Source organism: Mesorhizobium sp. Root552, from assembly GCF_001427285.1.
In the GTDB taxonomy this organism is placed as follows: domain Bacteria; phylum Pseudomonadota; class Alphaproteobacteria; order Rhizobiales; family Rhizobiaceae; genus Mesorhizobium.
The window spans coordinates 42,728-67,751 of record NZ_LMFV01000063.1 but is presented as its reverse complement, the minus strand read 5'-3'; the positions used below and the strand labels follow the sequence as shown (position 1 = coordinate 67,751).

Below are 25,024 nucleotides of genomic sequence, written 5' to 3'. Positions count from 1 at the left end.
CGATATTGCCGGGAAAAGCCGTTCCTTAGTCCAGCGCTTCCAGTTCGTCGATGAGGTTGCTTATGACGCCGAGCCCGATCTGCCAGAAAGTCGGGTCGGTTGCATCGAGCCCGAACGGCTTCAGGAGTTCCGAATGGTGCTTGGTGCCACCTGCGCGCAGCATGTCGAAATACTTCTCCTGGAAACCGCGCTCGGCGTTTTGATAGACCGCGTAGAGCGAGTTCACGAGGCAATCGCCGAAGGCGTAGGCATAGACGTAGAAAGGGGAATGGATGAAATGCGGAATGTAGGTCCAGAAGGTCTCATAGCCTTCGCGCAGCTTGATCGCCGGCCCGAGGCTTTCGGCCTGAACTTCCAGCCAGAACTTGCCAAGCTGGTCCGAGGTGAGCTCGCCGTTCTTGCGCTCGGTGTGGACCTTGCGCTCGAACTCGTAGAACGCGATCTGGCGCACGACCGTATTGATCATGTCTTCGACTTTTTGCGCCAGCATTGCCTTGCGTTCGCGGCGGTCGCTTGTCTGGTCGAGCAGCGAGCGGAAGGTGAGCATTTCGCCAAAGACGGAGGCCGTTTCGGCAAGCGTCAATGGCGTCGAGGCCATCAGCGTGCCCTGGCCGCCTGCTAGCACCTGATGCACGCCGTGACCCAGCTCATGCGCCAACGTCATCACATCGCGCGGCTTGCCCATGTAGTTGAGCAATACATAGGGATGGACCGAGGGTACTGTGGGATGCGCGAAGGCGCCGGGCGACTTGCCGGGCCGCACCGGCGCGTCGATCCAGTTGCGGTCGAAGAAGGTGCGGGCGATGTTGGCCATCTGCGGCGAGAAGCGATTGTAGGCGGTCAGGACGGTGTCCCTGGCATCGCTCCACTCGATGGTGGCCTGAGGGGTCTCGGGCAAGGGCGCGTTGCGGTCCCAATGGTTCATGACGTCCATGCCAAGCCAGCGCGCCTTCATGGCGTAGTAGCGGTGCGACAGGCGCGGATAGGCATCACGCACGGCGCTCGCCAGTGCATCCACCACCTCGCGCTCGACACGATTGGCGAGGTGGCGTGAATCGGCGATGTCGACGAAGCCGCGCCAGCGATCGGAAATTTCCTTATCCTTGGACAGCGTGTTGGTGATCAGCGTGAAGGTGCGAATATTCTTCGAAAAGGTCGCGGCAAGAGCTTCCGATGCCTTGCGCCGGACCTCGCCATCCGCATTCTGGAGCCGGTTAAGCGTCGGTTCCAGCGTGAGCGCTTCGCCATCGATATCGAAGCGCAGGTCCGTCATCGTCTCGTCGAACAGGCGGTTCCAGGCCCCGCGCCCCGTTATCGATTTCTCATGGAAAAGTTGCTCAATACGGTCTTCAAGCTGAAACGGCTTGTCTTTCCTGAGATCGAGAATCCAAGGCTTGTAGTGGCCGAACGTGGCATCCGTCGCCAGCGCCTTCTCAATCACGCCGTCGTCGATCTGGTTCAACTCCAGGGCGAAGAACAGAAGATGCGCGCTGGCATCGGTCATCTTTTCCTGGATGTCGCCATAAAGCTTGGCGCGTTTCGGATCAGACGTATCTCCCGCATAGACCAAGCCAGCATATGAGACGATACGACCAACGAGGTCTTCAAGCGCCTCATATTCGCGCATCGCCTGACCGAGCTTGCCCTGGGCCTCGCGCCCTGCCTCGGCGGCCAAAGTACCCTTCCAACTGGTTTCAAAGGCAACCGCGTCGGCCGCCGCCTTGTCCAGATCGCGCTTCAGTTCAGGCGCGTCCATGCCCGAGTAAAGATCGGACAGATTCCACTCGGGGAGATCGCCAAGATCGGTGCTTGCGTGTCCGGCAGGGGCCGCCGCGAACTGTCGATCCGAAACCGTGCGCATCGCAATACCTTTCGAGATGGGCTGAATGCCGGTCAAATCCTAAGGATTTCATTCACCGGCTTTTTTGAAACCTTATTTAGAACCCTGTGCCAAGATGATCCATAGGGGAGAATCCAAGGGCGGATAGTTTCGGGCACTCATGGCAGGTTCCATTCTTATAGTCGATGACGATCCGGTGCAGCGCAGGTTGCTGGAGGCGGCTGTGGTGAAATTCGGCCACACTGCGATTGTCGCTGACGGCGGCGAAGCAGGCCTTCAGGCGATAGACGGGCCGAATGCGCGCGACGTCTCGGTCGTCATCCTTGATCTATCCATGCCCGGGCTTGACGGCATCGGCGTGCTCAAGGCCATGCGCGAACGAGGCATCGCCATTCCGGTTATCGTCCAGACTGCACAAGGCGGTATCGAAACCGTCGTGCTGGCCATGCGACACGGCGCTTTCGACTTCGTGGTGAAGCCTGCTTCTCCTGACCGGTTGCAAACGGCCATCACCAATGCGCTCAAGGTCGAGGCCGTCGAGGGCGAGGTGAAGCGCAGCGCGCGGCGTGGCAGCGGTTCCCTTACGTTCAAGGATCTCGTCACGCATAGCCCGACGATGGAGCGTGTCATCAGGCTGGGCCAGAAGGCCGCTGCGTCGCATATTCCGATTTTGATCGAGGGCGAATCCGGTGTCGGCAAGGAACTGGTGGCGCGAGCCATCCAGGGCACGAGCGACCGCCGGTCGCGACCCTTTGTTACTGTGAACTGCGGCGCGATCCCCGACAATCTTGTCGAGAGCATCCTGTTCGGCCACGAAAAAGGCTCGTTCACGGGCGCGACCGATAAGCACACCGGCAAATTCGTCGAAGCGCACAGCGGAACGCTGTTTCTGGACGAGATCGGCGACCTGCCGCTTGACGTTCAGGTGAAGCTCCTGCGCGCCGTTCAAGATGGTGAGGTTGACCCGGTCGGCGGTCGCGCGACCGTGAAGGTCGATATCCGGCTGATCTCTGCAACCCATCGAAACCTCTTGCAGCAGGTCAAGGATGGCAAGTTCCGCGAGGACCTTTTCTACCGCCTGAACGTCTATCCGATTTTCGTGCCGCCGCTTAGGGATCGCAAGGAAGACATTCCGTTGCTGGTCGAACATTTCATGGAAAAGGTGGCGCCCGCCGATCCCAGAAGGCGGCTGCGCGGCATTTCCAGAAATGCGCTTGCGCTGCTGCAGGCCTATGACTGGCCGGGCAACATCAGGCAGCTGGAAAACGCGGTCTTCCGTGCATCCGTATTGTGCGAAGACGACGTTTTGACCGAGGAAGAGTTCCCTCAGATCCGGGCGCAGGTCGAAGGAACCGTCAATCTCGATCGCCCCGTTGCCGGAGTCAAAGTCGAAGATCCTTCGGCCCACGACGAACCCGCGAGCGCGGCGATTGTCGCTGTTGACGATGATGCTGTTTCGGGTAGCGCGCAAGGCGGGTTTGGACTGCTGCAAGTGCTGGACGAACGCGGCAATGTGCGCCCGCTTGCGTCGGTCGAACTTGAGATGATCAAGTTCGCTATCGACCACTATAATGGCCAGATGAGCGAAGTCGCGCGCCGACTCGGTATCGGACGCTCGACCCTATACCGTAAGCTCAAGGAATATGGCATCGACCCCGAAACCGGTCGCCCCGAGCGCATGGCCTCATAACATACGGCGCTTGCCAGAGGTTAGCTTTTCGCGTTAAGACCCTGTTAACGCGCCTTAAACGGGTGGTTTACCAAGAAAACGGGTGGGCATTTTTTGCCGGGATATCGCCACGGTGTTACCGCATTTCGGCTTCAATAAGCGATGATTAACCATTAGGATTGATATTCGGATGTGAATTCTCCACATCCGTTTGCGCAAATCCGGGGACAAACGGCAGCCTGCAAGGCCTTTTGATTTGAACAGAATCGAACGACAAAAAAACGGGCGGCAATCTCACAACGTCTGGTCAAAGTGGCTGGCGGCGGTGGCTTTGGCCGTAGGTGTTGTCTCAGCTTCGGCGACGACCGCAAGTGCGGAAGTGCGGACCCTGAAGCTTTTCAATCTGCATACGAAGGAGAAGGCGGAAATCGTCTTCAAGCGTAATGGCAGATACGATCAGTCCGGCCTGCGCGAGGCGAACGCATTTTTGCGCGACTGGCGTCGCAACGAGCCCACCAAGATGGACCCGCGCCTGCTTGACCTCGTATGGGAAGCGTATCGCGCCAGCGGGTCGAACGGCTATATCAACGTGATTTGCGGTTATCGCGCTCCGGCGACCAATTCGATGCTGCGCACCCGCAGCCGCGGCGTCGCCAAGAAGAGCCAGCACATGCTTGGCAAGGCGATGGACTTCTACATTCCCGGCGTGCCGCTCAAGAAGCTCCGTGACATCGGCTTGAAGATGCAAGGCGGTGGCGTTGGTTATTATCCAACTTCAGGCTCGCCATTCGTTCACATGGATGTCGGCAATGTGCGCCACTGGCCGGGCATCAGTCGCCAGGAACTTGCCCGGGTTTTCCCGAATGGCAAGACGCTGCATGTTCCAAGCGACGGCAAGCCATTGCCTGGCTATGAGCAGGCACTGGCGGCCTACAAGTCCCGAAAGAGTTCTGGTAGCCCGGCTATTGCCCTGGCGAGCGCCGGTGGTTCGGGCAGCAGCAAATCCGGCGGCCTCCTGGCTGCATTCTTCGGCGGTGGCGCCGACGAGGAAGAGGATAACAGCGATGTCGTAGTGGCTGCCGCCCCGGCGCCCAAGAAGACTGTCGCGACTGCTGCCGCTGAGAAGAGCGTTCCGGGCATTGCGATCGTGTCGCCGAAGGATGCGCAACGCGCTGAAGTTCCTCAACTTGCCGAGGAAGAAGCGGCCCCGCCGCAGGAGACGCCTGAAACCATCATTGCGGCATTGCCTGCGCGCAGCGTCCCGCTGCCGGGCTTTGCGCCGCGGCCCAAGGCTGACGTAGGTGCTGCTACACCGGATACCGCGCCGTTTGGTGCGGCTGATGCCGGCGCGGTCGATATGGCTGCGCTCACTCAGGCGCCAGCGAATGTTCCTTTTGCTGCTGCACAGGCGACCGAAGGAGCAACCCAGCTGGCATCGAGTGATGTGATGGCTGGCAAGGTCCCCTTGCCGACCTGGCGTCCGGAACATGGCATGCCTTCCGCAGCGCCGCAGCAGGACAACGGTTCGACGCTGTTGGCGTTGGCCGACAACAGCCAGCATGATGTGACTGCCACGGACGCTTTCTCGGCAATCCCGTCGGCGCGCCCTGACGACGAGGTCAAGGCCCTGCTTGAGCAGGCCGCGGCCGATGAGTATCAGGTCGCTGCGGTGTCGCTGGAACGTTCGGCGTTCAACAATCCTGCTGTCGATCAGGCTTCGCCACGCACTGCGGCGATTGGAACCCCTGCAGATCCGACCGGAGCAATCGGCGGCAACGTCAAGACGACGCGCAAGGAATCGCGCGCCACGCCGCAAGACCTCAAGCCGGAGCCAAAGGCTGTCGTCATGGCGGCGGAACCGAAGCTCGCTCGCTGGGCCTTGCACAGCAACGACTATGTCGCCAAGGCATCGGATTCCACGACAGCGCCGCGCTATGCCTATAATCTCGTTCGCACCGCACCCACCGAAGTCTATACGAACGGCTTCCAGTCCGGTGACGAAATGAACAACGCCAACCGCTTTACGGGAACCGCCGTGAAGTTCCTGTCGGTGGCGCGCTTCCAGGCCAAGTAGGCTTCGGCTAGCTCAATCAAAAAGCCGCGCCTGATGACAGGCGGGGCTTTTTGTCTTTGGAAGATCGCAGACTGTCGGACTTAAGTTACTTTCGCAACGTGGCCGCCTCGCGGGCGAGAGTTTCGATCCGGGCCCATTCTCCTGCTCTGACGAGATCGTCGGGGGCAATCCAGGAACCGCCCACACAAACGACATTCGGCAGATTTAGATAGTCCCTGGCGTTGGCGGCACTGACGCCGCCGGTGGGGCAGAACTTCACATCGGCAATCGGTGACGCCAAGGCTTTCAGGAATGCGGCGCCGCCAGCCTGTTCGGCGGGGAAGAATTTCAGGAAATCCAGGCCCGCCTGCCGTGCCGTCATGATTTCACCGGGTGTTATGGCGCCAGGGAGAAACGGAACCTCGCTATCGTCCGCTGTGATCAACAGTTCGCGTGTGATGCCGGGGCTGACGATGAATTTCGAGCCGGCTGAAACCGCTTGCTTGAACTGATTGCGGTCGAGAATAGTGCCTGCGCCGACGATGGCTTCCTCGACCTCGCCGGCAACGCGGCGAATGGCTTCCAGAGCATCGGCTGTCCTCAACGTAATCTCGATGGCGGGCAGTCCACCGCGCGCCAAAGCCCGCGCCAATGGCACGGCGTGGGCAACATCGGAGATCTTCAACACAGGAATGACAGGCTGGCCATTGAGCAGGGCGAGCAGCTTTTCGGTCTTGGTTGGCATGGTGAGCTTTCGGTATTTTGATAATTCAACCGATTTAACAGATGGAAAACGGCATGTCCACGATGGGAGGCGCAAGTGAACGAACGGAAATCAGCCTGCAAACCAGTTCTTCAACCATAGCCAGAAACGACGGAAGAGCCCGCTTGAAGCAAGGGCTGCCTCGATCGCCTCGCTGGTCCTTTTCCCGATGATGCCATCGGCGTCGAGGCCGTGATCCGCCTGGAATTTTTGGGCGGCTGCGAGGGTTGCGGGGCCAAAGATGCCATCGACTGACGCTGGATAGCCAAGCGCCGTAAGGGAGCGTTGGAGGTTTGCTACCGTCTTTCCTTGCGACCCCGGCCGTAGTAGCGGAGACTGTGTGGCGGCCCTTAAAGGCTTGCCGGTGGCATAGTGTTCGTAGGCGTCGGCGATCTTCTCGTCATAGGCATTCTTCTTGTAGCCTGGCCCGTTATAGCCGTGGGCAAAAGCTGGCCAGTCATGGCTTCGCAGTGCATCCGCCAGGCCGGCTTTCTCGATGTACCTGACCATCAGCCTGACTTGACCGAAAGCACCAGAGCGAGCTTCCTCAACCAGCGCTTCCACACTTGCATAGCCCAGCCATTGCCAGTGCGCGCCCATGACCTGACCCAGGCCCCAGGAGACGGATTCGTAAGCCGCCTGTGCGTCGATCGCCGCTGCCTTTTCCAGCATCTTCCAGCGGCCGGCCTGGGTCCTGGGGTTGGCTATGGCTCCGGCCGAAGGGGAGGCAAGTCCCTGTGCTCGGGCCTGCTCCTGCTTTTCGCCGCTCAGCCGGCGGTCGAAATAGTGACCTTCGAAACGGATCAATGGTTCCTGCTTGCCTTCGACCAGCGCGAATACCTGGCCCGCGCTCTCAACGGCCGTTACTGCCAGCAACGCAGCCGGCTCAAGGCCGGCATCGTTGGCTGCCTGCTTGATCTCGTTGACAACGCTATCGCTAAACATGGTGGCCCTGAATCTCCTGTTGGCTCGGCCAGTGTTGCGCAAACCATGGGGACGTGCGCATCCCGAACAAAAATCTGCGGCTTGAATCCACGCCTGTGAAACGATACGGGCACTCATCATGAACGAAAAGACCGTGCAAGAGCCGTTCCGTGTTGCCGCACTTTACCGATTTTGCCGGTTGGAGCGCTTCGAAAGCTTGCGCACGCCGCTGGCCGAATTCTGCTGCGCGCGCGGCATCAAGGGTACGCTTCTACTGGCGCGCGAGGGTATCAATGGAACGGTCGCAGGCGGCGGGGCCGCAATTGAAGAGCTGATTGCGCATCTTCAATCGATCCCCGAGTTTTCCGGGCTGGAAGTGAAGCATAGCCATGCAGCGGCAATGCCGTTCCACCGTATGAAGGTGCGTCTCAAGCGTGAGATCGTCACCATGGGCGTCAACGATGTCGATCCGATCCGGAGTGTCGGTACCTATGTGGAAGCTGGTGACTGGAACGCGCTGATTTCCGATCCCGATACGATCCTGATCGACACGCGTAACGACTATGAGGTGGCGCTCGGGAGTTTTGAAGGCGCCGTCGATCCGCATACCTCAAGTTTCCGCGAATTTCCCCGCTGGATCGAGGAACATCGCGCCGATCTTGAGAACAAGAAGATCGCAATGTTCTGCACCGGTGGCATCCGCTGTGAGAAGGCGACCGCATTCGTGAAGTCGCTGGGGTTCGAGGATGTATTCCATCTCAGGGGTGGCATCCTCAAATATCTCGAGCAAGTGCCTGAAGCCGAGAGCCGGTGGCAGGGCGAGTGCTTTGTTTTCGACGAACGTGTCTCTGTGTCGCACGGGTTGGAGGAGGGCGAGGCGGAGCTATGCAGGGCCTGTCGCCACCCACTGACGGCGAGGGACATCGCATCGCCCAAGTACGAAGCAGGCATTTCATGCTCTTATTGCCATGATCAGCGCTCGGACTCTGATCGGGCACGCTATGCTGAACGGCAGCGTCAGGTCCAGTTGGCCGAAAGCCGGGGCAGGGGCCATATCGGCAGCTGAATTTTGGCCGGAGCGCCAAACGGGCAAAACGTCGTTCCGTCATTGTAATGCCAAGGTTCGACGCCTACCTCACCGACACAGGAAACGTGCCCAGCCGGGCCAACTGCGGAGGTGCTGATGTTCGACCCCAAGAAACTGCTCGACGATCTGCTGGGTTCACAGGTTCCGGGAACTGGTTCCACCGTACGGGACAAGGCGGGGCAGGCCGTGCAGATGGCGAAGGATAATCCGCTGGCGGCGGGCGCTCTCGCTGCGGTTCTGCTTGGCACGGGTGCCGGCCGGCAGGTTACAGGCACCGCGCTTAAGCTTGGCGGCCTCGCTGCAATCGGCGGTCTCGCCTACAAGGCCTATCAAAACTACCAGAACGGCAAGGCTCCTGCCGAGACCACAAGTGCGGGGCAACCGGAATTGCTCCCGCCCCCCGCAGATACCGCTTTCCATCCTTCCCAAGCACCGCAGGGTGAATCCGAGTTCGCCTCCACACTTGTTCGGGCAATGATCGCCGCTGCGAAGGCAGATGGACGCATCGATGACGACGAGCGCCGCAAGATCGGCAACAAGCTAAGCCTTGCGGGCTTGGATGCAGATGCCGAAGCCTTCCTGAAGGCCGAATTGGATGCTCCGCTGGACCTGGATGTATTGGTCGCAGCTGCGCAAACGGACGCACAGAAGGTCGAGCTTTACACGGCATCGCGCCTGGCCATCGACCCTGATACACGTGCGGAGCGGGGCTATCTGGATCTGCTGGCCGGACGGCTGGGGTTGCCGGACGCATTGGTCGAGCACGTCGAGGCGACAGTCAGTGTCGCAAAGGCACCGGTTCCAGCGCAGGCGTCCAATCCGAAATCACCTTGGTGAGTGCTTTGCGGCCAAGGCTGACGGCTTAGGCTTCTGTTAATTCAACGAGCGCATCATTTTCGTCAGTCGGACCCGCTTTCCTCCTCCCGAGCGTGGCCCAGATCAGGGGCGGTCGCCAATGACCGCCCTTTTTTCGTGCCCGCAGGGCCTTTTTTGCCTTCGCCGGGTGAAGCCCCCCGGCACTCCGATGCTGCTTTCAATCTCGTTCTGTAGCTTGATATGCGCCCTGCCATTTGCGATGCACGTTCGGCGGAGGAAAAGGCATGGCTATCAAGGGAACTGCAATCGTAACCGGTGCCGGGACCGGCATTGGCAAAAGCGTCGCCCAGGCGCTGCTTGAGGCTGGCTGGAATACAGTTTTCTGCGGCCGTCGTAAGGAATTGCTTGATGCCGCCGTGTCGGAAGCAGGTCAAAAGCAGGCGCGGGCGCTGGCCATATCCTGCGACATCACTAACCCTGATCAGGTCGATCATCTGTTTGAAGAGACAGTAAAGACGTTTGGCCGGGTCGATCTTCTGTTCAACAATGCAGGCATTGCCTACAAATCAACAACTATCGATGAAATCCCGGTCGATGCGTGGGATGATGTGCTGGCGGTCAATCTCACCGGTTCATTTCTCTGCGCGCGAGCTGCTTTTCGTACTATGCGTCGGCAAAACCCGGTGGGCGGGCGCATCATCAACAATGGCTCTGTGTCGGCGCATGCGCCTCGCCCAGGCTCGGTTCCCTATACAACGACCAAACATGCCATCACCGGCCTGACGAAGACACTCGCGCTCGACGGGCGGCCTTTCGACATCGCCTGTGGCCAGATCGATATCGGCAACGCCCTGACGGAGATGGCAGCGCCAATGGCGGTTGGCGTTCCGCAAGCCAATGGCACGATCGCCGCTGAAGCGGTCATGGACGTCAGTCGCGTAGCCGAGGCCGTGGTCTACATGGCTGGCCTGCCGCTCGACTCCAACGTGTTGTTCATGACCGTAATGGCCACCAAGATGCCTTACGTCGGGCGAGGGTAGACCGACCCCACGGTTACTTCGACTTCAGGAAAGCTTCGATCCTCTCCAGCGCACGGAGAATGTTCTCTTCCGAGTTGGCGTAGGACAAACGCATGTAGCCTTCGCCCAGAACGCCGAAATCGGGGCCGCCAATCAGTGCAACACCGGCTTCTTCGAGCAGGGCCGAAGCGAGTTTCTTGGCTTTCCAACCTGTGCCTGAGATGTTTGGAAACGCATAGAAGGCACCCTTTGGCGTGATGCAGGAAACGCCAGGAAGGACATTCAGTCCTTCGACAACAAGTTTGCGGCGGCGGTCGAAGGCGCGCATCATCTTGTCGGCGTCGTCCTGCGGACCATCAATTGCGGCAATGCCGGCGTATTGGCTGGGCGCGTTGACGCACGACCAGCAGTTGACCGCCAGCTTGCGAACCTTGTCATAGAGATGCGCGCCCTTGTCGCCATTCGGCCAGATCGACCAGCCCATACGCCAGCCGGTCATCGCCCAGGTCTTCGACCACCCGTTCAGTACGATGAGCCTGTCGCGAATTTCGGGAAACTGCAGCAGCGAGCAGTGCGTCTCGCCGTCATAGGTCATGACGTCGTAGATCTCGTCTGACATTATGGCGACGTCGGGATGCGCCTGAAGTCCTTTCACCAGCTTTTCGATCTCGGACCGTGGTGTGACGCCGCCGGTCGGATTCGCCGGTGAATTAAGGATAAGCAAACGGGTTCTGGAGTTGATCAGCGCCAGCGTTTCTTCGGCGGAGAAGGAAAACCCGTTTTCCTCACGAATCGGCACCGGGATCGGTTTTGCGCCGGTGAATTCGATCATCGAGCGGTAGATCGGAAAGCCGGGGTCAGGATAGAGGATTTCCGCGCCCGGTTCGCCGAACATCAAGATGGCTGCGAACATGGTCGGTTTGCCGCCCGGCAGGATCATCACCGTTTCAGGTGAGACCTCGACGCCGGTGGTAGTCAGCGTGCGGCGTGCGACTGCTTCACGCACGGCCAAAAGGCCGGTAGCCGGCGTGTAGCCATGGTGACCATCGCGCAGTGCTTTGATCGCTGCTTCGACAATATGTGGCGGGGTTTGGAAATCGGGCTGGCCGATACCGAGATTAACGATGTCGCGGCCCTCGTGAGCAAGGGCGGTCGCCCGCGCCAGAACGGCGAAGGCGTTTTCTTCGCCAAGGCGGTCGAAAGCCGAAATGGTGTGGAGCATTTTCCGGGTTCCTGTGGTTCTTTCGAAGCGGTCACTTTCTTGTGAGCGTGTCCGCCCAAAGTCAATGGATTGGAGTGTCACGTGTCCGACGATCTGAAAAACTGGCAGCCACGTCCGCGCCCGGAAAGAAAGGTTCTGGAAGGTCGCTATGTAAGGCTGGAGCCTCTGGACGCAGCGAGGCATGGCGATGGCCTTTTCGATGCTTCCACAGTGGTCGACGCAGATGGGCGCTTCGCCTGGCTTTTCGAGAACCCTCCACAAACGCGTGCGGAATTCCAGACTTGGCTGGAAAAAGTAGCTGCAAGCCAGGATCCGCTCTATTTCGCTGTGATTGATATTGCGACTAGCAAGGTCGCGGGACGCCAGACGCTGATGCGCATTGAGCCTAACCACGGTGTCATCGAGATCGGCAGCATCTATTGGGGTCCTTTGATATCCAGGAAGCCGGCGGCGACGGAAGCGCAGTTCCTGTTCACCCAATATGTGTTCGATGAACTCGGCTATCGGCGTTACGAATGGAAGTGCCACAACGACAACGCACCGTCGAAACGGGCTGCCGAACGGTTTGGCTTCAAGTTCGAGGGAATTTTCCGGCAACACATGGTTGCCAAGGGCGCAAATCGCGATACCGCTTGGTATTCGATCATCGACAAGGAATGGCCCTCGCTCAAGAAGGCCTACGAGGGCTGGCTCGATCCCGACAACTTTGATAGGGATGGAGTGCAGAAAAAGCGCCTCGAAGATTTCCGTAAGTGATTGGCGCGTAAGGTTATTTTGTTACGCGAAAGGCTGTGCCATGGCGCATGCCCACTCTGACGATCACGGTTCGCACGAACATGGACACAGCCATGGTGCTGGTGCGCATGTACATGGTTCGACTGACAAGAAGCGGGTTCTGATCGCGGCCGGCCTGACTGGCGGTTTCATGATCGCCGAGGCGTTGGGCGGGTGGTTCACCAACTCATTGGCATTGCTTGCCGATGCCGGTCATATGCTCACCGACACACTGGCGCTAAGCCTCGCCTGGTATGCGTTTCACCTTGCGGAACGGCCAGCTACTGGGCAACTGACCTATGGTTTCGGTCGGGTCAAGACGCTTGTCGCCTATACCAACGGCATCGCCATCTTCGTCATCGCGCTCTGGATCGTCTACGAAGCCTGGCAACGTTTCATGGACCCGCCACCGGTGCTGGGTGGCCCGATGCTGGTGATTGCCGGGCTGGGATTGCTCGTAAACATTGCTGGATTCCTGATCCTGCATGGCGGCGACCGCGACAGCCTCAACATGCGCGGCGCGATCCTTCACGTGATGGGCGATCTGCTAGGTTCTGTTGCGGCCATCGCTGCGGCACTTGTGATAATCGCAACGGGTTGGACGCCGATAGATCCGATCCTGTCCGTCTTCGTGGCAGTCATCATCCTGTCGACGGCGTGGAGGCTGATGCGCGAGGCGGCTCACCTGCTTCTTGAAGGCACGCCGGCAGCGCTCGATCGCGATGTCATTGCAGGCGACCTGGTGAAGAGCATTGCCGGGTTACGCGAGGTTCATCACATGCATGTGTGGTCGCTCGACGGAGCCAAGAACATGGCAACGCTGCATGCTTGCCTTGACAAGGGCGTTGATGCGCATGCCGCAATCAGCGCCATCAAGAAGCGCCTTGCCACGAAGCATGACATTACCCATGCGACGGTCGAACCGGAGTTCGATCATTGTGCCGATAGCCACGACGAGCATGGCCATTCGCATGAGAACGTGCCAAACCACCGTCACTATCACTGATTGGCGGGCAGCAGCGCTCACATTATTCGAACCCAGGATTTGATGATGGATCGAGAGACCAGGAACGCGGCGATTGCCGCGCTGTTGATCATCGGCGTGTTCAGCTTATTCACCTACTACCTGCCGGCGATCATGCTCGCGGCAGGCAGCAGGTCATCGCTGCTGGCGGTTGCCGTTATAGTGGTATTCTTGCTGGCATTATTCGTCCTCTTTTGGCTGCGCGGCCGCAGCCAAAGCAGAAGGAGCAAATAGCGCCGGCATCAGGCACTGAGACTTGCGGACAGCAACAGCAAACCGAGCAGAAAAACGAAAGCTGCGCCACCGATCTCGATGACGGTGTGGATGGTGTTGCCCAGCCTGCCGTCGCCGGCCAGCATGACGGCCCAGTTCTTCGCGGTGACGGCAAGCGTGGCCAACACCGAAACGGTGATCGCCGTGCCGAGCGCCATGCCAAGCACCGAGAGGATGCCTGCCAGCCACAAGCCGTTCAGCAAGGCGAAGGAAAGCACGATCAGCGCGCCCGAACAGGGCCTGATGCCGACCGCTGCGACAGCGGACCACGCGGTGCGCCAATCGAAGCGTTCGCCGGCGAGGAGGGCGGGATCCGGTGCATGGGAATGGCCGCAGGTCGCACAGACCTCGCCATCATGATGGTGATGGTGGTGTCCGTGATCGTGGTCATGCCCATGGCTATGATGGTGGCCGTGGGCATGGTCGTGGGCGTGCGCGGCATGGGCATGCGCTGCCGACAGGCTGTGCGCGGGGCCGGCGCCGGCAAGACGGCGCAGCAGCGGGCCGGCTTTATGCCACAACAGCCAGGCGCCGAAAGCCGTCACAAAGACATAGCTGGCGATTTCAAGGAACCATGCGGCGTCCGTCATCGAGACGGAGGTGCCGCGCAGGACGAACCACGCAAGCAGCATCACGACGATCGCCGTCAGCGCCTGCAGGAAGGCGGACACGAAGGACAGCATCACGCCGCGCCTCAGCGCGACTTCGTTCGCCACCATGTAGGACGAGATCACCGCCTTGCCGTGGCCTGGCCCTGCCGCATGGAAGACGCCATAGGCAAAGGAGAGCCCGATGAGAAGCCACATGTTGCTGCCGTCATCGCGCATCGCTTTCATCGTGGTGGAAAGCGAACGGTAGAAAGCCTGCTGATGCTGGTTGATCCAGACCAGCCAGTGCGAGAACAGGCCGGTTGAAGGGGCGATGGCGTCGTTGGTGCCGATGCCGAGTGAGCTTTGCGCATGGGCGTGCCCGACGAGATGCGCCGCCACATAGGCGAAAGCGATGGCAGCGAATGTGGCGCGAACGAGCGTCTTTTTCATGGAACCACCTTATGCCTGGCAAGTGAGTTCGAGCTTCGTTGCGAAGATCTTGCTCATGTCCGTGCCGGTCGGGTCGTTGAAGAATGCGTCGGTCAGGGTCTGCTGATTCTGGGCTATCGCCGTGTCCGGATCGGGGCGGATGACGGTGCGGGTGCAGGATGAGGGCAAGCCTTCGACCGCCATGTTCTCATCCTCGGTGAAATCGATGGCGGTATAGAAAGTCGGATCGTAGATGCCCAGGTCGATCTTGCCGGAGAGCGGGATCGGCGTCTCGGGCGTGGATTCAAAAAGCACGATCAACTGGTTGTTCTCGAGGTTCGCCATCAGCGCGGCTGGCGGCTTCATCTTCACGTCCTTGCCGTCGAGCGTCACCAACTGGAAGTAGTTGTATTCGGCAAGCGAGGTAAAGATCGTGTCCGAGACTTCCTTGAGTTCAGCGTCATCCAGCTTGAGGTCGGAGTTCTTGTCGAACTCCATGAGGACGGTGCTGGAGAAAAGGTCGTCGAAACGCCACAGGTGCCGCAGCGCGGTGATCGACTTGTGATCGGGGGAGAGAACGACGTCAAGCCGCGCCTCGGCGAAGACGTGAGGATGCACGCTGGCCGGGGCCGTCGCGGCGACAAGACCAGCCAAGGCCAAGCCGAGCCGAATAAGTCTGCGTTTCAAAGCCATGGGCTGGCGCGATTCCCTCGATTGCCGCAATTCGCCGAGGGTTATCAGAAAGCGGGCGAAATTGGGACCGCCCGCGAATAGCCGACGTTATGCAGCTTCGCGCGCCTTGAACCACTGGGCGAGGAAGTCGACAAAGACGCGTACTTTTGCCGGCAGGTAGCGGCGATGCGGATATACGGCGAAAATGCCGCCGCCTTGCAAGATGCGGTCGTCGAGGACCGGAACGAGACGCCCTTCGATGATTTCCGGGGCAGCGATGAAATCTGGAAGGATTGCGAAACCAAGGCCGGAAACCGCTGCGGCGCGCGCGACCATCGGGCTGTTCACTTCCAGCGGACCGGACACGGACACACTTATGGTGTCGCTCGTGTCGCCCTTGAATGGCCAGTTGGACAGCCAGCGGCCATTAGTGTCGACAATGCAGGGCAGGCGAGCGAAATCCTGGGGCTTTGTCGGCATGCCGTGCTTGGCAATCAGCTCCGGCGATCCGCAGATGCGCACCGAAAAGGGCGACAGCCGCTTGGCGATCAGGGAGGAGCTTTCCAGACGCGAAATGCGGATGGCGAGATCGAAACCTTCTTCGACCAGATCGACGAAGCGGTCGTCGAGATCGATTTCCAGCACGATGTCGGGATGCTCCTTGGCGAAATCGACGAGCGACTGCCCGATCGGCGCGTCGGCAAATGTGCGGGGTGCCGAAAGCTTGATGCGACCGCGCACGTCGCCGGAGGATTCGCGCACGGCATCGGCGAGGCTATCGACCTCGCGCACGATTTCCGAGGCGCGGCGGTAGTAGGTGTGGCCGGCTTCGGTGAGCGAGAATTGGCGCGTTGTGCGGTTGAGCAGGAGGGCGCCGAGTTCGTCTTCCAATTCGCGTACATATTTGGACAAGAGCGCCTTGGAGCGGCCGATTTTGCGCGCGGCCGCTGAGAATCCCTCGGCCTCGACCACGTCGATGAAAGCGCGCATGCGGGTCAGTGTGTCCATGGTATCAACCTTTTGCCGCGTCGAGGATTTTGCGCCCCAGCTTCAATAGCGCCTTGTCACTTCCGGCCGGTCCAAGCAGCGACAGGCCGAATGGTGCGCCGTGAACGGTGCCAAGCGGCAGCGTGAGTTGCGGAAAGCCCGACAGGCCGGACAGGCAGAGCAGCTTCAGGGCGCGCTCGCGATAGTCGAGCAAGGCATCGTGGCCGGCATCTTTCAGCGGTGCAGCACCGGGGACCGTCGGCAAGACGAGAAAGCCGTCGTCACCAAGAAGGTCGGCCAATTCCTGCTTCACTGTCAACCTGCGGGCGCGTTCGCGTTTCACGTCTTCCGGGTCCTGCGTGCGACCGAAATCGAAGCGTTCCTTGACGCCGGGACCGAGCTCAGGGTTGCCGCTGGAAATCCATGCGCCGTGTTCGGTCCAGGCTTCATCGGCCTGAATGTGGCGGAAACACCAGTAAAGCTGCTCGGCTGTTGCGCTGAATTGAACCGGCTGAGGCTCTCCCACTGAACGCGCTGCGATGGTCTTCAGCCTTTTGTACTCGGCGGCTTCTTCCTGTCCTGTGATCAGCGCATCCTGCCAACCCATGAAGAGGGGACGTTGCAGGCGGATGCCTTCGGCGTCGTTCCCCAGCAGCAGGTTGCCCACGGTTTCATAGATGTCCATGTCGCGGGCGAACCAACCGAAGGTGTCGAGGCTGGACGCCAGTTTCATGGCGCCATCGAGCGAGATGCGGCCATGGCTGGTTCGCAAGCCGATCAGGCCGCAGAAGCTGGCAGGCGCGCGGATCGAGCCGCCGGTATCGGAGCCGATGGCGATGTCAGCAAGGCCGCCCGCAACGGCCGCGGCCGAACCGGATGACGAACCGCCCGTCACTCGATCGGGTGCGATCGGGTTGATCGGGAACGGAAAGTGCGCGTTTTGCCCCATCAAGGAGTAAGCCAATTCGTCTGTTTGGGTCTTGCCGACGAATCGGGCACCCGCATCGAACAGTTTCTGGATGGATGGGGCCGATTTCGCCGCGGCTGTGGCTTCGGAATACTTCTTCGGATTGCCGCAGCCGGTGCGATAGCCGGCAACGTCGAAGATGTCCTTCACCGCCAGAGAAAGGCCGCTTAACGGGCCGCTTTGTGCATTGGCAACAGGCACTTGCGGCAAATCAAGGAAGGCGTTGAGCGGGTCGCGTGAGGCTGTCATTGTTTTCAATTCTGATACGTTTGCAGCAACATTGTTCGATGACGCAGTTTTTTCAACCCAACCGCAGAATTTAATTGATTGTGAAGGGTGATGTTCCTATATCGCGCTTGCCCAAAGTCGCACGTGCCTGTGGGCGTCCCCCGAACCTCGAATGGCGAGGCAATCGGGACGGTACCCGGGAAGTAACGAACCCGGTCGGATAAGCGGCCAACCGCCAATCCGAGGACGCCTTGAAGCAACGACGGTGCGGGCCTTTCTGGTGTCTGCCGATCGTCCATAGATCGGGGTTACTGAAGAGGCACACCTTCATTGCCGGCAGTGCGGAGGGATTTTCCATCCAAGCCAAGGCAGACAAAGCGAGCCGGAGCCGGGCAAGGCTTCAGCTCACCGCCGCGAGACGGCGTTTCGTGGTCCCGGTGTCTCCACCGGCCGGCTCCATGAAGCTTCCGCCCCGCCTTTGTTTGACCGCGCTATGCGAGGCCGCGCGCCCGCACATGCGCAGCCTTTGTGCACGCCGGTTTCGGCGTAATGGAGCGACCTTGATGGCAACCCAGCGTATCCTTGACTTCCTTGCCACCCGACGTCCGAACGGCCCTTGCCTCGTCGTCGATCTCGATGTCGTGCGCGACAATTTCCGCGCGTTCGAGAAGGCGTTGCCCGATTCCAGGATCTACTACGCCGTGAAGGCCAACCCCGCGCCGGAAATCCTGCGCCTGCTTGCTTCGATGGGCTCGTCCTTCGACACTGCCTCTGTGGCCGAAATCGAAATGGCGCTTGATGCCGGTGCGCCGGCGTCGCGCATCTCGTTCGGAAACACGATCAAGAAGGAGCGCGATATCGCGCGTGCCTACGAACTGGGCATCCGGCTTTTTGCCGTCGATTGCGTCGAAGAGGTCGAGAAGGTCGCGCGTGTGGCCGTGGGTAGCCGCGTGTTCTGCCGCGTGCTGACCGATGGCGAAGGTGCTGAATGGCCGCTGTCGCGAAAGTTCGGTTGTGTGCCGTCGATGGCCGTCGACGTGCTGCGCCATGCAGCTGCACTCGGCCTCGATGCCTATGGCGTCTCCTTCCACGTTGGCTCGCAGCAGACCGACCTTTCCGCTTGGGATCGCGCGCTGGGCGACGCCGCCAAGGTGTTCGGCACGCTTGCCGAGGAAGGCATCGTGCTCAAGATGGTCAATATGGGCGGTGGATTCCCGACACGTTACCTGAAGGACGTACCGGCGGCGCAGGCTTATGGCCAGGCGATCTTCGAGGCGCTGAGCAAGCATTTCGGCAACCGCATTCCGGAGACGATCATCGAGCCGGGCCGCGGCATGGTGGGCAATGCAGGTGTCATTAAGTCGGAAGTCGTGTTGATTTCCAAGAAGGCCGACAACGACAATGTGCGCTGGGTCTATCTCGACATCGGCAAGTTCGGCGGCCTTGCCGAGACGATGGACGAGGCGATCCGCTATCCGCTGATAACGCCGCGCGACGGCGATGCGGTGGCACCTTGCGTGCTGGCCGGCCCGACCTGCGATTCAGCCGACGTGATGTACGAGAAGGCGCCTTACCCGCTGCCTTTGTCGCTGACCATCGGCGACGAGGTGCTGATCGAAGGTACGGGCGCCTATACGACCACCTATTCGGCGGTGGCCTTCAACGGCTTCGAGCCTCTCCGATCCTACGTGATCTGAAGGGGCTACCCCTTCAGATCACCCGACGTGGGCGCGTCCATGCATAGGCGCCCGCGGCGGTTCGCTTGTGGAACAAACCTCCGCTCGTGAAGGATCGCGGAAATGAAACTAGCTCACGACAAACAAGACATTGCGGCTGACATTGCCGTCGTCGCTGAAAATACCGCCGATGCCGCGGCGCGGGAAGCGCTGCTCGATCGGGCGATGGGCACGGGACGCACGCGCAAGTCCTCGGAAATGCTGCGGCGTGGCCGGCGTCCGTCGGAAGGCCTGGCCTTCGTCGCGCGCGACCCGACGGGTGCGCTCGTCGGTACGGTGCGGCTGTGGGATGTCGTGCTGAGCGAAGGGAGCGCTGCCGCGCTGCTGCTTGGCCCGCTTGCCGTCGAGCCTTCGCTCAAGGGCGCGGGCGTCGGCTCGGCACTGATGCAACATGCAATTGCAGAAGCGGGGCGGCTGGGTCACCGCGCCATCCTGCTGGTGGGTGATGAGCCTTACTACCAGCGCTTCGGATTTTCTTCGGAAAAGACCGGAGAGCTTGCTATGCCCGGCCCTTATGAGCGCCACCGCTTTCTTGCTGTGGAACTTGTCGAGGGTGCGCTGGATGGCGCTACCGGTACACTCACGGCTGCCGGCCGCAAGTCGCGCTCGGACAAGCCTGAAGCCGCCTGAAACGAAAAAGGCCGCCCGACGCAGGCGGCCTTTCCATTTTCGAGGACCTGCTTCAGCCTATCAACTGGCTGAGTTGCATGGCGATCGACATGTCGCCTTCGATCTTCAGCTTGCCGGTCATGAACGCCATGGTCGGATTGAGGTCACCCGCGACCAGCGACTCAAGATCGTCGAGCGACAGCTTGATCGTGCAGTCGGCGGGCCCGTCCGTTGTGGAGATGGCGGCACCGTCGATCAGGATCACCCCGTCGCTGCCGGTGTCGAACTTGACCGAGCGGTCGAAGCCGGCGCTCTGGACTTGTGGCTTCAGTCTGTCTGCAATTTCCTGGACGCCCATGGCAATTCCTCGTCGTTGCGCGTTTAGCGATTGGATTTGCCCGGGCGATGCCCAAGCCACTCGATGGCGCACAGGCGCCGTCTCCGGGATATATGGCGTATATGACGTTTACGTCAACGTGATTTCTAGCAAGCAGCCGGCTTGTGGCAGGCCTTAGTGCGCGCTTTTTGGCTCGGTGCCTTGCGAGTCTTCCGGTTTGGAGGGCTTGCGCCGCCGCTTGGCGTTGTCGCGGATGTCATCCTTGGTCAGGAAATCGATCTGGTCGACCAGCACTTCCTTGACCAGATCGGTGCCGACACGGGCATTGATGCTGTCGCGCAGGCTTGCCCGGAAGGCATCGAGGTCGAGTGTCGTCTTGTCGGAGAAATCAAGTTGCGGATTCGAGTAGAGGTATGAGTAGACCTGATCGGTGATGATCACCGTTGGCGGTACGGAAAGCTTTTTCAACTCGGCCGGTTCGGCGGTAAACACCAGTTTCGTCAGGAAGTAGCCGTCAACGCGGGCGTTGCGGACATAGGGCACGGTGATGATGTCGGTGTTGACGTAATCTAGCCCGCCCAGCATCGGCTTTGCGGCTTCTGCATCGTCGCGCGCGCCGGCAGCCTGGAATGAATAGAACACCGCACCGACGGTGACGGCACAGATCCAGAGCGTAGCGACGATGAACTTGATCATCTGGTAGCGACCCGGGCCGGGATCATGGTTGCGCCCAGCCGAACTGGCCGGCCGAGTAGGTTCCGTCGGCTTCAGCGTGCTGGATGGCGTTCTTTAGCAAATTCGCCACTTCCTTCACCGCGTTGAGATGCGCCAGGATCGCGGCTTCGTTGCGAGCGAGCTTCTGGCGCAGGCGGGTCAACCCTTCCCGGTGTTCGGCGAGCAGATCCGGTTGATCGACGCCCTTGATGGCGCGGTTGAGTTCGTAGAGATAGCGGCTCTTGCGTGCGTTCGACGCCTTGATGTCGAAAGCGGGATTGTTGCGGATCGAAGCTGTTTCTTCTTCGACAGCCTCCTCGATACGCCCGATTATGGCGGCGAGGTTGCCCGGATGCTGGGCGGCGACCAGCCGCGCCGGACTGGCCGCTGGCGCCGGCAGGTTGGATGTGAATTCCGAATAGTCCGTCATCGGGCTACACCTTCTTGCTTGCTGCCGGAGCCTGGTCGTCGTGCAGCGTGCGTGTGATCTTCATCTGGAATTCCTGCACGAGAGATGTGGACAGTCGCGCCTGGTCGTCGATTTCCGTTTTCTGCGGGCTCGTAGATACGGGGCCGATCGGCACCTTGCGCTTACCGTCGAGATAGTGTTCGGCGGCGAGGGATTTGGCGATGCCTATGCCGCCGTCGTCGGCAACGACGCCGGCCAGATGCTCGGCAAGCTGGGACTTCCACATGTCGCCTGCCAACCCCTTGCCGTAGACGCCTTCGGCATCCTTCGGCAGCATGTTCTGGATGAATGTCTGCAACACCATCGCTTCGAAATGCTTGAAGTTTTCGGCGGCGGCATCTGGACCAGCCCCACTCGTCGCGCGTGACAGTGCGGGGGTATTGCTAACGGAGAATTGTGCCTCGCTGACACCGGTGCGCTGCATCAACTGGGCGCGCGCCTGCTGGATGTCGGCAGGGTTGGCCGCGCGGGCAACGTCGAGAACGATGTCGCTGGGTGGGGAGATCGCCAAGGAAAAGACCTTCTGCCGATTGTCGTTGCGATCATCGCGCAGCAAGCTTGTGGCAACCTGACGTTCCGGTTTTACTCGGATGGACGCTTCTGCTCGATGAGCTCGAGTCGCTCCCGGTCGGACTGGTGGCGCTCCTCGAGGCGACGGGCTTCGTCATAGGCGCGCTCGACCATATTGGTCCTTGCCGTTGCCTTCGCGACAAGTGCGGCTTCGTTGCGGGCATTTTCAAGATCGGCTTCGCTTCGTGCTACGGCGTTCGCGATCCTTCGATTGTAGAGATCGGGAAACAGGCCCGACAGGGAACCGGGCGCATCGAAGGTTTCCACCAGCGTTTCTGCTTCCAGTTTCGCGGCGGCCGCGTTGGAGAGAAAGGTTGCCCGGCGCGTTTCATGCAACGCCTTCAACTGCTCCTGCACCTGGACGAGTTTCTTCAGGCGTTCCTTGCGAGACGTCATCGCCCTACCTTGCCAATGTGATGTCGATGAAGCCGTCCACGAACAGGGACAGCATCGTGCCGAAGGCGAAGTAGAACAGGATAAGGCCGCCTGCGATGACGAATGGCAGCGAGATGAAGTAGATCGGAATTTGCGGGGTGAGCTTGTTGACGAAGCCGATCGTCAGGTTGACCAGAATGGCATAGGCGATGAATGGGCTGCCAAGCCGTATGACGAGGAAGAAGCTTTCCGAGAGGGTGTCGGCGACGTCGACCAACGCCGCCTGCGGATTGAAGAACACGTTGACCGGGGCAACGGCGTAGGAAGACACCAGCGCACGGATCACCTCCTGATGGAAATCGAAGACGAAAAGCAGCAGCAGGGCTGAAAACGAAATCAGCGCGGCCAAAGCTGCCTGTGGCTCGGCCTCTTCGATTGACGGACCGCCCATGCTGTTGAAACCGATCTGCATTGCGAGCGCGGCGCCGATGAAGCGTAGAGCCTCCATGTAGAGCCGCGTCATGGCACCGATCAGGCCACCAATCAAAAGCTCTGAAACGATCATCGGGGCAAATACGGCAGGGCGAGCGTCGACGAACGGATAGATGCGGTCCCAGAGGAAAACGAGCAGGCCGGCGGTGACGGCAACCGCAAGGAACAGGCGCACCTGCAGGGGAACACGCACGCTGGAAAGGCCGGGCATAATCATGAAGCACGCGCCGATGCGGCAAAAGGCAAGGAACGCCGCCAGGACGACACCTTCCGCCAGCGCGCTCACGATATGGTCCCAAGCACCCTGATTTCGACGCCCTTGGCGATCTCGACGTGCGACAGCACAGGTAGCGTCGTGAACAGGCGTTCGACGATCATGCGAACATAAGGCCGGGCATCCGGCGCGGTGACGAGCACGAACCGTTCGCCGGCTTCCAGATGCTTGCGGATCGCCTTGGTGGCGTCCTGTCCGAATTCCTCGAGTTGGCGCGGGTCGATATCGAACTCGCGTATCTCGCCCTTGGTGTCGCGCTTCAGACTCTGGTGGAATGCAAGGTCCCAGCGGTTGCCGAGACGCAGGACCTTGAGAACGCCGCCTTCTGAGAGGTCACCGCAGATTTGCTGAGCCATGCGGATGCGAACATGTTCGACTATCTGCTCGGTGCGGCGTACGTGCGGCGCGATTTCGGCAATCGCCTCGATGATGAGGTGCAGGTTGCGGATCGAAACGCGCTCGGCGAGGAGCAGTTTCAAGACCGCTTGCAGGCCCGGATAGGAGATGTGGGTTGTGCAAATCTCATCGGCCAGTTTGCGGTATTCCGGGTCCTGCCGCTCGAGCAAAGCCTTCATGTCCTTGTAGGACAGCAACTGCGGCAGGTTGTTGCGAATTACCTCCGACAGATGCGTAAGCAGCACCGACATATTGTCGGCATAGGTGAATTGCTCGCGCTTCAGGTCCTCGGCGAAGGTATCCATGACGGAGTAGGCGCGCATGCCGAAAGCCGGCTCACGCACTTCTTCTCCAGGAATATCGGGCATGTCGCGCGTGCCCAATAACACCATGATTTCGCCCACGCGCATTTCGTATTCGGCCAAAACCGTGCCGTGGATCTTGATCTGGTAGCTCTTGGGGGGGATGGCGAAGTCGTCGGTCAGGCGAACTTCCGGCACGACGAAGCCATATTGGGTGGCGAATTTCTTGCGCATCTTCGACATGCGGAAGGCAAGTTCCTGATGCGAACTCAGCAGGCGGGTGGATAGCTGCTTGCCGATGAGAAGTTCTATCTCGGCCGTGGCCAGCGAAGCCTTGACCGAGTTCTTTTCTTCCTCCGCCTTTGCGGCAGCTTCGGTTTTCTTCACCGCTTCCTGTTCGGCAATCTCACGATTGTGACGAAGCGGAATGACATAACCCAGGCCAGCCATGGCCAGCGCGAGCACGAGAAATGGAACGAGCGGCAGGCCGGGCATCATGCCAAGCAAAGCGAGCAGCGAGGCTGCAACGTAAAGCGCCCGCGGATATGCGCCGAGCTGGCCGAACACGGCCTGGTCAGCCGAACCGCGCGTACCGCCCTTGGAGACCAAAAGACCGGCAGCGAGCGATACGATCAGCGCCGGGATCTGGGTGACGAGGCCGTCACCGACGGACAGCTTGATGAACACGTCGGCTGCTTCGCCCATGCTCATGCCATGACGCAAGTAGCCTATGGCGATGCCACCCACAATGTTGATGGCGGTGATGATGAGACCTGCGATGGCATCGCCGCGAACGAATTTGGAAGCACCGTCCATGGAGCCGAAGAAGGAGGATTCCTCTTCCAGTTCGCGACGCCGCAACTGCGCCGTCTTGTCGTCGATCGTGCCGGCGGAAAGATCGGCGTCGATCGACATCTGCTTGCCAGGGATGGCATCGAGGGTGAAGCGCGCACCCACTTCCGCGATGCGGGTTGCGCCCTTGGTGATGACGATGAAATTCACCACGATGAGGATCAGGAACACGATCAGGCCGATGACGAAATCGCTCGACATGACCAGCTTGGAAAAGCCGCTGATGACGTAGCCGGCGGCATGGGTGCCTTCGTTGCCATGCGACAGGATCATGCGGGTGGTGGCGATGTTGAGCGAAAGCCGCAACATCGTGGCGATCAGCAGGATCGTGGGGAAAGACGAGAAATCGAGGGGCCGTTGGATCCACAGCGCGACCATCAGGATCAGCACAGACAAGGCGATCGAGAAGGCAAGTCCGATATCGATGAGGAACGCCGGGATCGGCAGGAACAGTACGGCCAGGATGATGACGATGCCCAGCGCGAAAAAGACGTCGCGGCCGTTGCGCGCCGCAGTGCCGGTCGAGATGCTTTCGCTGATGGCCATCGTGTGTTCACGCCT

General features: G+C 60.2%; 25 protein-coding genes. 10 read left to right on the top strand and 15 right to left on the bottom strand.

The genetic code is table 11. The features are described from left to right. Nucleotides 1-25 precede the first annotated feature (25 nt). A complete protein-coding gene (locus ASD50_RS22075; RefSeq protein ID WP_056246745.1) occupies nucleotides 26-1,861 on the bottom strand; it encodes a M3 family oligoendopeptidase in 1,836 nt (611 codons plus the stop codon). 139 nt (nucleotides 1,862-2,000) lie between these two features. Between ASD50_RS22075 and ASD50_RS22070 the strand changes: the two genes are divergently transcribed. Continuing rightward, nucleotides 2,001-3,530: a sigma-54-dependent transcriptional regulator gene (locus ASD50_RS22070; RefSeq protein WP_056246641.1), complete on the top strand. Its 1,530-nt coding sequence runs from the start codon at nucleotides 2,001-2,003 to the stop codon at nucleotides 3,528-3,530. 304 nt (nucleotides 3,531-3,834) lie between these two features. Beyond that, nucleotides 3,835-5,583, top strand: a complete 1,749-nt coding sequence (locus tag ASD50_RS22065) for a DUF882 domain-containing protein (RefSeq protein WP_056246636.1) — start codon at nucleotides 3,835-3,837, stop codon at nucleotides 5,581-5,583. 85 nt (nucleotides 5,584-5,668) lie between these two features. Here the strand turns inward: ASD50_RS22065 and ASD50_RS22060 are convergent, their stop codons facing one another. Both ASD50_RS22060 and ASD50_RS22055 read right to left on the bottom strand, forming a co-directional pair. Continuing rightward, nucleotides 5,669-6,307 (bottom strand): 2-dehydro-3-deoxy-phosphogluconate aldolase, encoded by a 639-nt coding sequence (locus tag ASD50_RS22060; RefSeq protein ID WP_056246631.1) that lies wholly within the window; start codon nucleotides 6,305-6,307, stop codon nucleotides 5,669-5,671. Nucleotides 6,308-6,397: 90 nt separating this feature from the next. Further along, nucleotides 6,398-7,270, bottom strand: coding sequence for an N-acetylmuramidase domain-containing protein (locus ASD50_RS22055; RefSeq protein WP_056246628.1), 873 nt, complete (start codon nucleotides 7,268-7,270; stop codon nucleotides 6,398-6,400). Between the two features lie 118 nt (nucleotides 7,271-7,388). Between ASD50_RS22055 and ASD50_RS22050 the strand changes: the two genes are divergently transcribed. From ASD50_RS22050 to ASD50_RS22040, 3 genes are all read left to right on the top strand, one after another. Next, nucleotides 7,389-8,315: a rhodanese-related sulfurtransferase gene (locus ASD50_RS22050; RefSeq protein ID WP_056246625.1), complete on the top strand. Its 927-nt coding sequence runs from the start codon at nucleotides 7,389-7,391 to the stop codon at nucleotides 8,313-8,315. 117 nt (nucleotides 8,316-8,432) lie between these two features. After that, entirely contained in the window at nucleotides 8,433-9,173 is a 741-nt protein-coding gene (locus ASD50_RS22045; RefSeq protein WP_056246622.1) for a tellurite resistance TerB family protein, read from the top strand. Nucleotides 9,174-9,436: 263 nt separating this feature from the next. After that, complete coding sequence (locus ASD50_RS22040; RefSeq protein ID WP_056246620.1) at nucleotides 9,437-10,192, top strand: SDR family oxidoreductase; 756 nt, start codon at nucleotides 9,437-9,439, stop codon at nucleotides 10,190-10,192. A gap of 13 nt (nucleotides 10,193-10,205) precedes the next feature. Here ASD50_RS22040 and ASD50_RS22035 read toward each other — a convergent pair whose 3' ends face one another. After that, nucleotides 10,206-11,393, bottom strand: coding sequence for a pyridoxal phosphate-dependent aminotransferase (locus tag ASD50_RS22035; RefSeq protein ID WP_056246618.1), 1,188 nt, complete (start codon nucleotides 11,391-11,393; stop codon nucleotides 10,206-10,208). A gap of 81 nt (nucleotides 11,394-11,474) precedes the next feature. Between ASD50_RS22035 and ASD50_RS22030 the strand changes: the two genes are divergently transcribed. Genes ASD50_RS22030 through ASD50_RS22020 form a run of 3 tightly spaced genes read left to right on the top strand, consistent with a single transcriptional unit; the run spans nucleotide 11,475 to nucleotide 13,425 of the window. Beyond that, nucleotides 11,475-12,149 (top strand): GNAT family N-acetyltransferase, encoded by a 675-nt coding sequence (locus ASD50_RS22030; RefSeq protein WP_056246615.1) that lies wholly within the window; start codon nucleotides 11,475-11,477, stop codon nucleotides 12,147-12,149. Nucleotides 12,150-12,189: 40 nt separating this feature from the next. Continuing rightward, on the top strand, nucleotides 12,190-13,173 hold the full coding sequence (locus ASD50_RS22025) for a cation diffusion facilitator family transporter (RefSeq protein WP_056246612.1): 984 nt from the start codon (nucleotides 12,190-12,192) through the stop codon (nucleotides 13,171-13,173). Nucleotides 13,174-13,218: 45 nt separating this feature from the next. After that, entirely contained in the window at nucleotides 13,219-13,425 is a 207-nt protein-coding gene (locus tag ASD50_RS22020) for a hypothetical protein (protein ID WP_056246742.1), read from the top strand. An 8-nt stretch (nucleotides 13,426-13,433) separates the two neighbouring features. Here ASD50_RS22020 and ASD50_RS22015 read toward each other — a convergent pair whose 3' ends face one another. From ASD50_RS22015 to ASD50_RS22000, 4 genes are all read right to left on the bottom strand, one after another. Continuing rightward, entirely contained in the window at nucleotides 13,434-14,504 is a 1,071-nt protein-coding gene (locus ASD50_RS22015) for a nickel/cobalt transporter (protein ID WP_056246609.1), read from the bottom strand. Between the two features lie 9 nt (nucleotides 14,505-14,513). Continuing rightward, nucleotides 14,514-15,176 carry a DUF1007 family protein gene (locus ASD50_RS22010; RefSeq protein ID WP_056246607.1) on the bottom strand — a complete coding sequence of 221 codons (663 nt, stop codon included), beginning with the start codon at nucleotides 15,174-15,176 and terminating at the stop codon, nucleotides 14,514-14,516. Between the two features lie 87 nt (nucleotides 15,177-15,263). After that, nucleotides 15,264-16,163, bottom strand: coding sequence for a LysR family transcriptional regulator (locus ASD50_RS22005; RefSeq protein ID WP_056246604.1), 900 nt, complete (start codon nucleotides 16,161-16,163; stop codon nucleotides 15,264-15,266). A 4-nt stretch (nucleotides 16,164-16,167) separates the two neighbouring features. Continuing rightward, a complete protein-coding gene (locus ASD50_RS22000; protein ID WP_056246601.1) occupies nucleotides 16,168-17,358 on the bottom strand; it encodes an amidase in 1,191 nt (396 codons plus the stop codon). Between the two features lie 542 nt (nucleotides 17,359-17,900). On the opposite strand from ASD50_RS22000, the gene odc2 reads away from it, so the two are divergent. Together odc2 and ASD50_RS21990 are read left to right on the top strand one after the other, a co-directional pair. Beyond that, nucleotides 17,901-19,034 carry an ornithine/lysine decarboxylase gene (gene odc2 / locus ASD50_RS21995; protein ID WP_056246599.1) on the top strand — a complete coding sequence of 378 codons (1,134 nt, stop codon included), beginning with the start codon at nucleotides 17,901-17,903 and terminating at the stop codon, nucleotides 19,032-19,034. A gap of 102 nt (nucleotides 19,035-19,136) precedes the next feature. Continuing rightward, entirely contained in the window at nucleotides 19,137-19,703 is a 567-nt protein-coding gene (locus ASD50_RS21990; protein WP_056246596.1) for a GNAT family N-acetyltransferase, read from the top strand. A gap of 52 nt (nucleotides 19,704-19,755) precedes the next feature. Here the strand turns inward: ASD50_RS21990 and ASD50_RS21985 are convergent, their stop codons facing one another. The 7 genes from ASD50_RS21985 to flhA form a co-directional block, all read right to left on the bottom strand. Continuing rightward, complete coding sequence (locus ASD50_RS21985; RefSeq protein WP_056246592.1) at nucleotides 19,756-20,040, bottom strand: SCP2 sterol-binding domain-containing protein; 285 nt, start codon at nucleotides 20,038-20,040, stop codon at nucleotides 19,756-19,758. 153 nt (nucleotides 20,041-20,193) lie between these two features. Continuing rightward, entirely contained in the window at nucleotides 20,194-20,715 is a 522-nt protein-coding gene (locus ASD50_RS21980) for a hypothetical protein (RefSeq protein ID WP_056246591.1), read from the bottom strand. A 22-nt stretch (nucleotides 20,716-20,737) separates the two neighbouring features. After that, complete coding sequence (locus ASD50_RS21975; RefSeq protein WP_056246586.1) at nucleotides 20,738-21,163, bottom strand: hypothetical protein; 426 nt, start codon at nucleotides 21,161-21,163, stop codon at nucleotides 20,738-20,740. Between the two features lie 4 nt (nucleotides 21,164-21,167). Continuing rightward, nucleotides 21,168-21,758, bottom strand: a complete 591-nt coding sequence (locus ASD50_RS21970) for a rod-binding protein (protein ID WP_320410640.1) — start codon at nucleotides 21,756-21,758, stop codon at nucleotides 21,168-21,170. Nucleotides 21,759-21,784: 26 nt separating this feature from the next. Further along, nucleotides 21,785-22,168, bottom strand: a complete 384-nt coding sequence (locus tag ASD50_RS21965) for a hypothetical protein (RefSeq protein ID WP_056246583.1) — start codon at nucleotides 22,166-22,168, stop codon at nucleotides 21,785-21,787. Nucleotides 22,169-22,172: 4 nt separating this feature from the next. Continuing rightward, nucleotides 22,173-22,856 carry a flagellar biosynthetic protein FliR gene (gene fliR, locus ASD50_RS21960; RefSeq protein ID WP_413813915.1) on the bottom strand — a complete coding sequence of 228 codons (684 nt, stop codon included), beginning with the start codon at nucleotides 22,854-22,856 and terminating at the stop codon, nucleotides 22,173-22,175. A 65-nt stretch (nucleotides 22,857-22,921) separates the two neighbouring features. Beyond that, nucleotides 22,922-25,009: a flagellar biosynthesis protein FlhA gene (gene flhA / locus ASD50_RS21955; RefSeq protein WP_056246576.1), complete on the bottom strand. Its 2,088-nt coding sequence runs from the start codon at nucleotides 25,007-25,009 to the stop codon at nucleotides 22,922-22,924. Nucleotides 25,010-25,024 lie beyond the last annotated feature (15 nt).

Coding starts and splice junctions, on each gene's coding strand:
- ASD50_RS21975 (WP_056246586.1), bottom strand. CDS start 21,163: ATGACGGACTATTCGGAATTCACATCCAACCTGCCGGCGCCAGCGGCC.
- ASD50_RS21990 (WP_056246596.1), top strand. CDS start 19,137: ATGAAACTAGCTCACGACAAACAAGACATTGCGGCTGACATTGCCGTC.
- ASD50_RS22025 (WP_056246612.1), top strand. CDS start 12,190: ATGGCGCATGCCCACTCTGACGATCACGGTTCGCACGAACATGGACAC.
- ASD50_RS22015 (WP_056246609.1), bottom strand. CDS start 14,504: ATGAAAAAGACGCTCGTTCGCGCCACATTCGCTGCCATCGCTTTCGCC.
- ASD50_RS22050 (WP_056246625.1), top strand. CDS start 7,389: ATGAACGAAAAGACCGTGCAAGAGCCGTTCCGTGTTGCCGCACTTTAC.
- flhA (WP_056246576.1), bottom strand. CDS start 25,009: ATGGCCATCAGCGAAAGCATCTCGACCGGCACTGCGGCGCGCAACGGC.
- ASD50_RS22060 (WP_056246631.1), bottom strand. CDS start 6,307: ATGCCAACCAAGACCGAAAAGCTGCTCGCCCTGCTCAATGGCCAGCCT.
- fliR (WP_413813915.1), bottom strand. CDS start 22,856: ATGATTATGCCCGGCCTTTCCAGCGTGCGTGTTCCCCTGCAGGTGCGC.
- ASD50_RS22035 (WP_056246618.1), bottom strand. CDS start 11,393: ATGCTCCACACCATTTCGGCTTTCGACCGCCTTGGCGAAGAAAACGCC.
- ASD50_RS22040 (WP_056246620.1), top strand. CDS start 9,437: ATGGCTATCAAGGGAACTGCAATCGTAACCGGTGCCGGGACCGGCATT.
- ASD50_RS22005 (WP_056246604.1), bottom strand. CDS start 16,163: ATGGACACACTGACCCGCATGCGCGCTTTCATCGACGTGGTCGAGGCC.
- ASD50_RS22075 (WP_056246745.1), bottom strand. CDS start 1,861: ATGCGCACGGTTTCGGATCGACAGTTCGCGGCGGCCCCTGCCGGACAC.
- ASD50_RS21985 (WP_056246592.1), bottom strand. CDS start 20,040: ATGGGCGTCCAGGAAATTGCAGACAGACTGAAGCCACAAGTCCAGAGC.
- ASD50_RS22010 (WP_056246607.1), bottom strand. CDS start 15,176: ATGGCTTTGAAACGCAGACTTATTCGGCTCGGCTTGGCCTTGGCTGGT.
- odc2 (WP_056246599.1), top strand. CDS start 17,901: ATGGCAACCCAGCGTATCCTTGACTTCCTTGCCACCCGACGTCCGAAC.
- ASD50_RS22070 (WP_056246641.1), top strand. CDS start 2,001: ATGGCAGGTTCCATTCTTATAGTCGATGACGATCCGGTGCAGCGCAGG.
- ASD50_RS22000 (WP_056246601.1), bottom strand. CDS start 17,358: ATGACAGCCTCACGCGACCCGCTCAACGCCTTCCTTGATTTGCCGCAA.
- ASD50_RS22045 (WP_056246622.1), top strand. CDS start 8,433: ATGTTCGACCCCAAGAAACTGCTCGACGATCTGCTGGGTTCACAGGTT.
- ASD50_RS22055 (WP_056246628.1), bottom strand. CDS start 7,270: ATGTTTAGCGATAGCGTTGTCAACGAGATCAAGCAGGCAGCCAACGAT.
- ASD50_RS21980 (WP_056246591.1), bottom strand. CDS start 20,715: ATGATCAAGTTCATCGTCGCTACGCTCTGGATCTGTGCCGTCACCGTC.
- ASD50_RS22020 (WP_056246742.1), top strand. CDS start 13,219: ATGGATCGAGAGACCAGGAACGCGGCGATTGCCGCGCTGTTGATCATC.
- ASD50_RS21965 (WP_056246583.1), bottom strand. CDS start 22,168: ATGACGTCTCGCAAGGAACGCCTGAAGAAACTCGTCCAGGTGCAGGAG.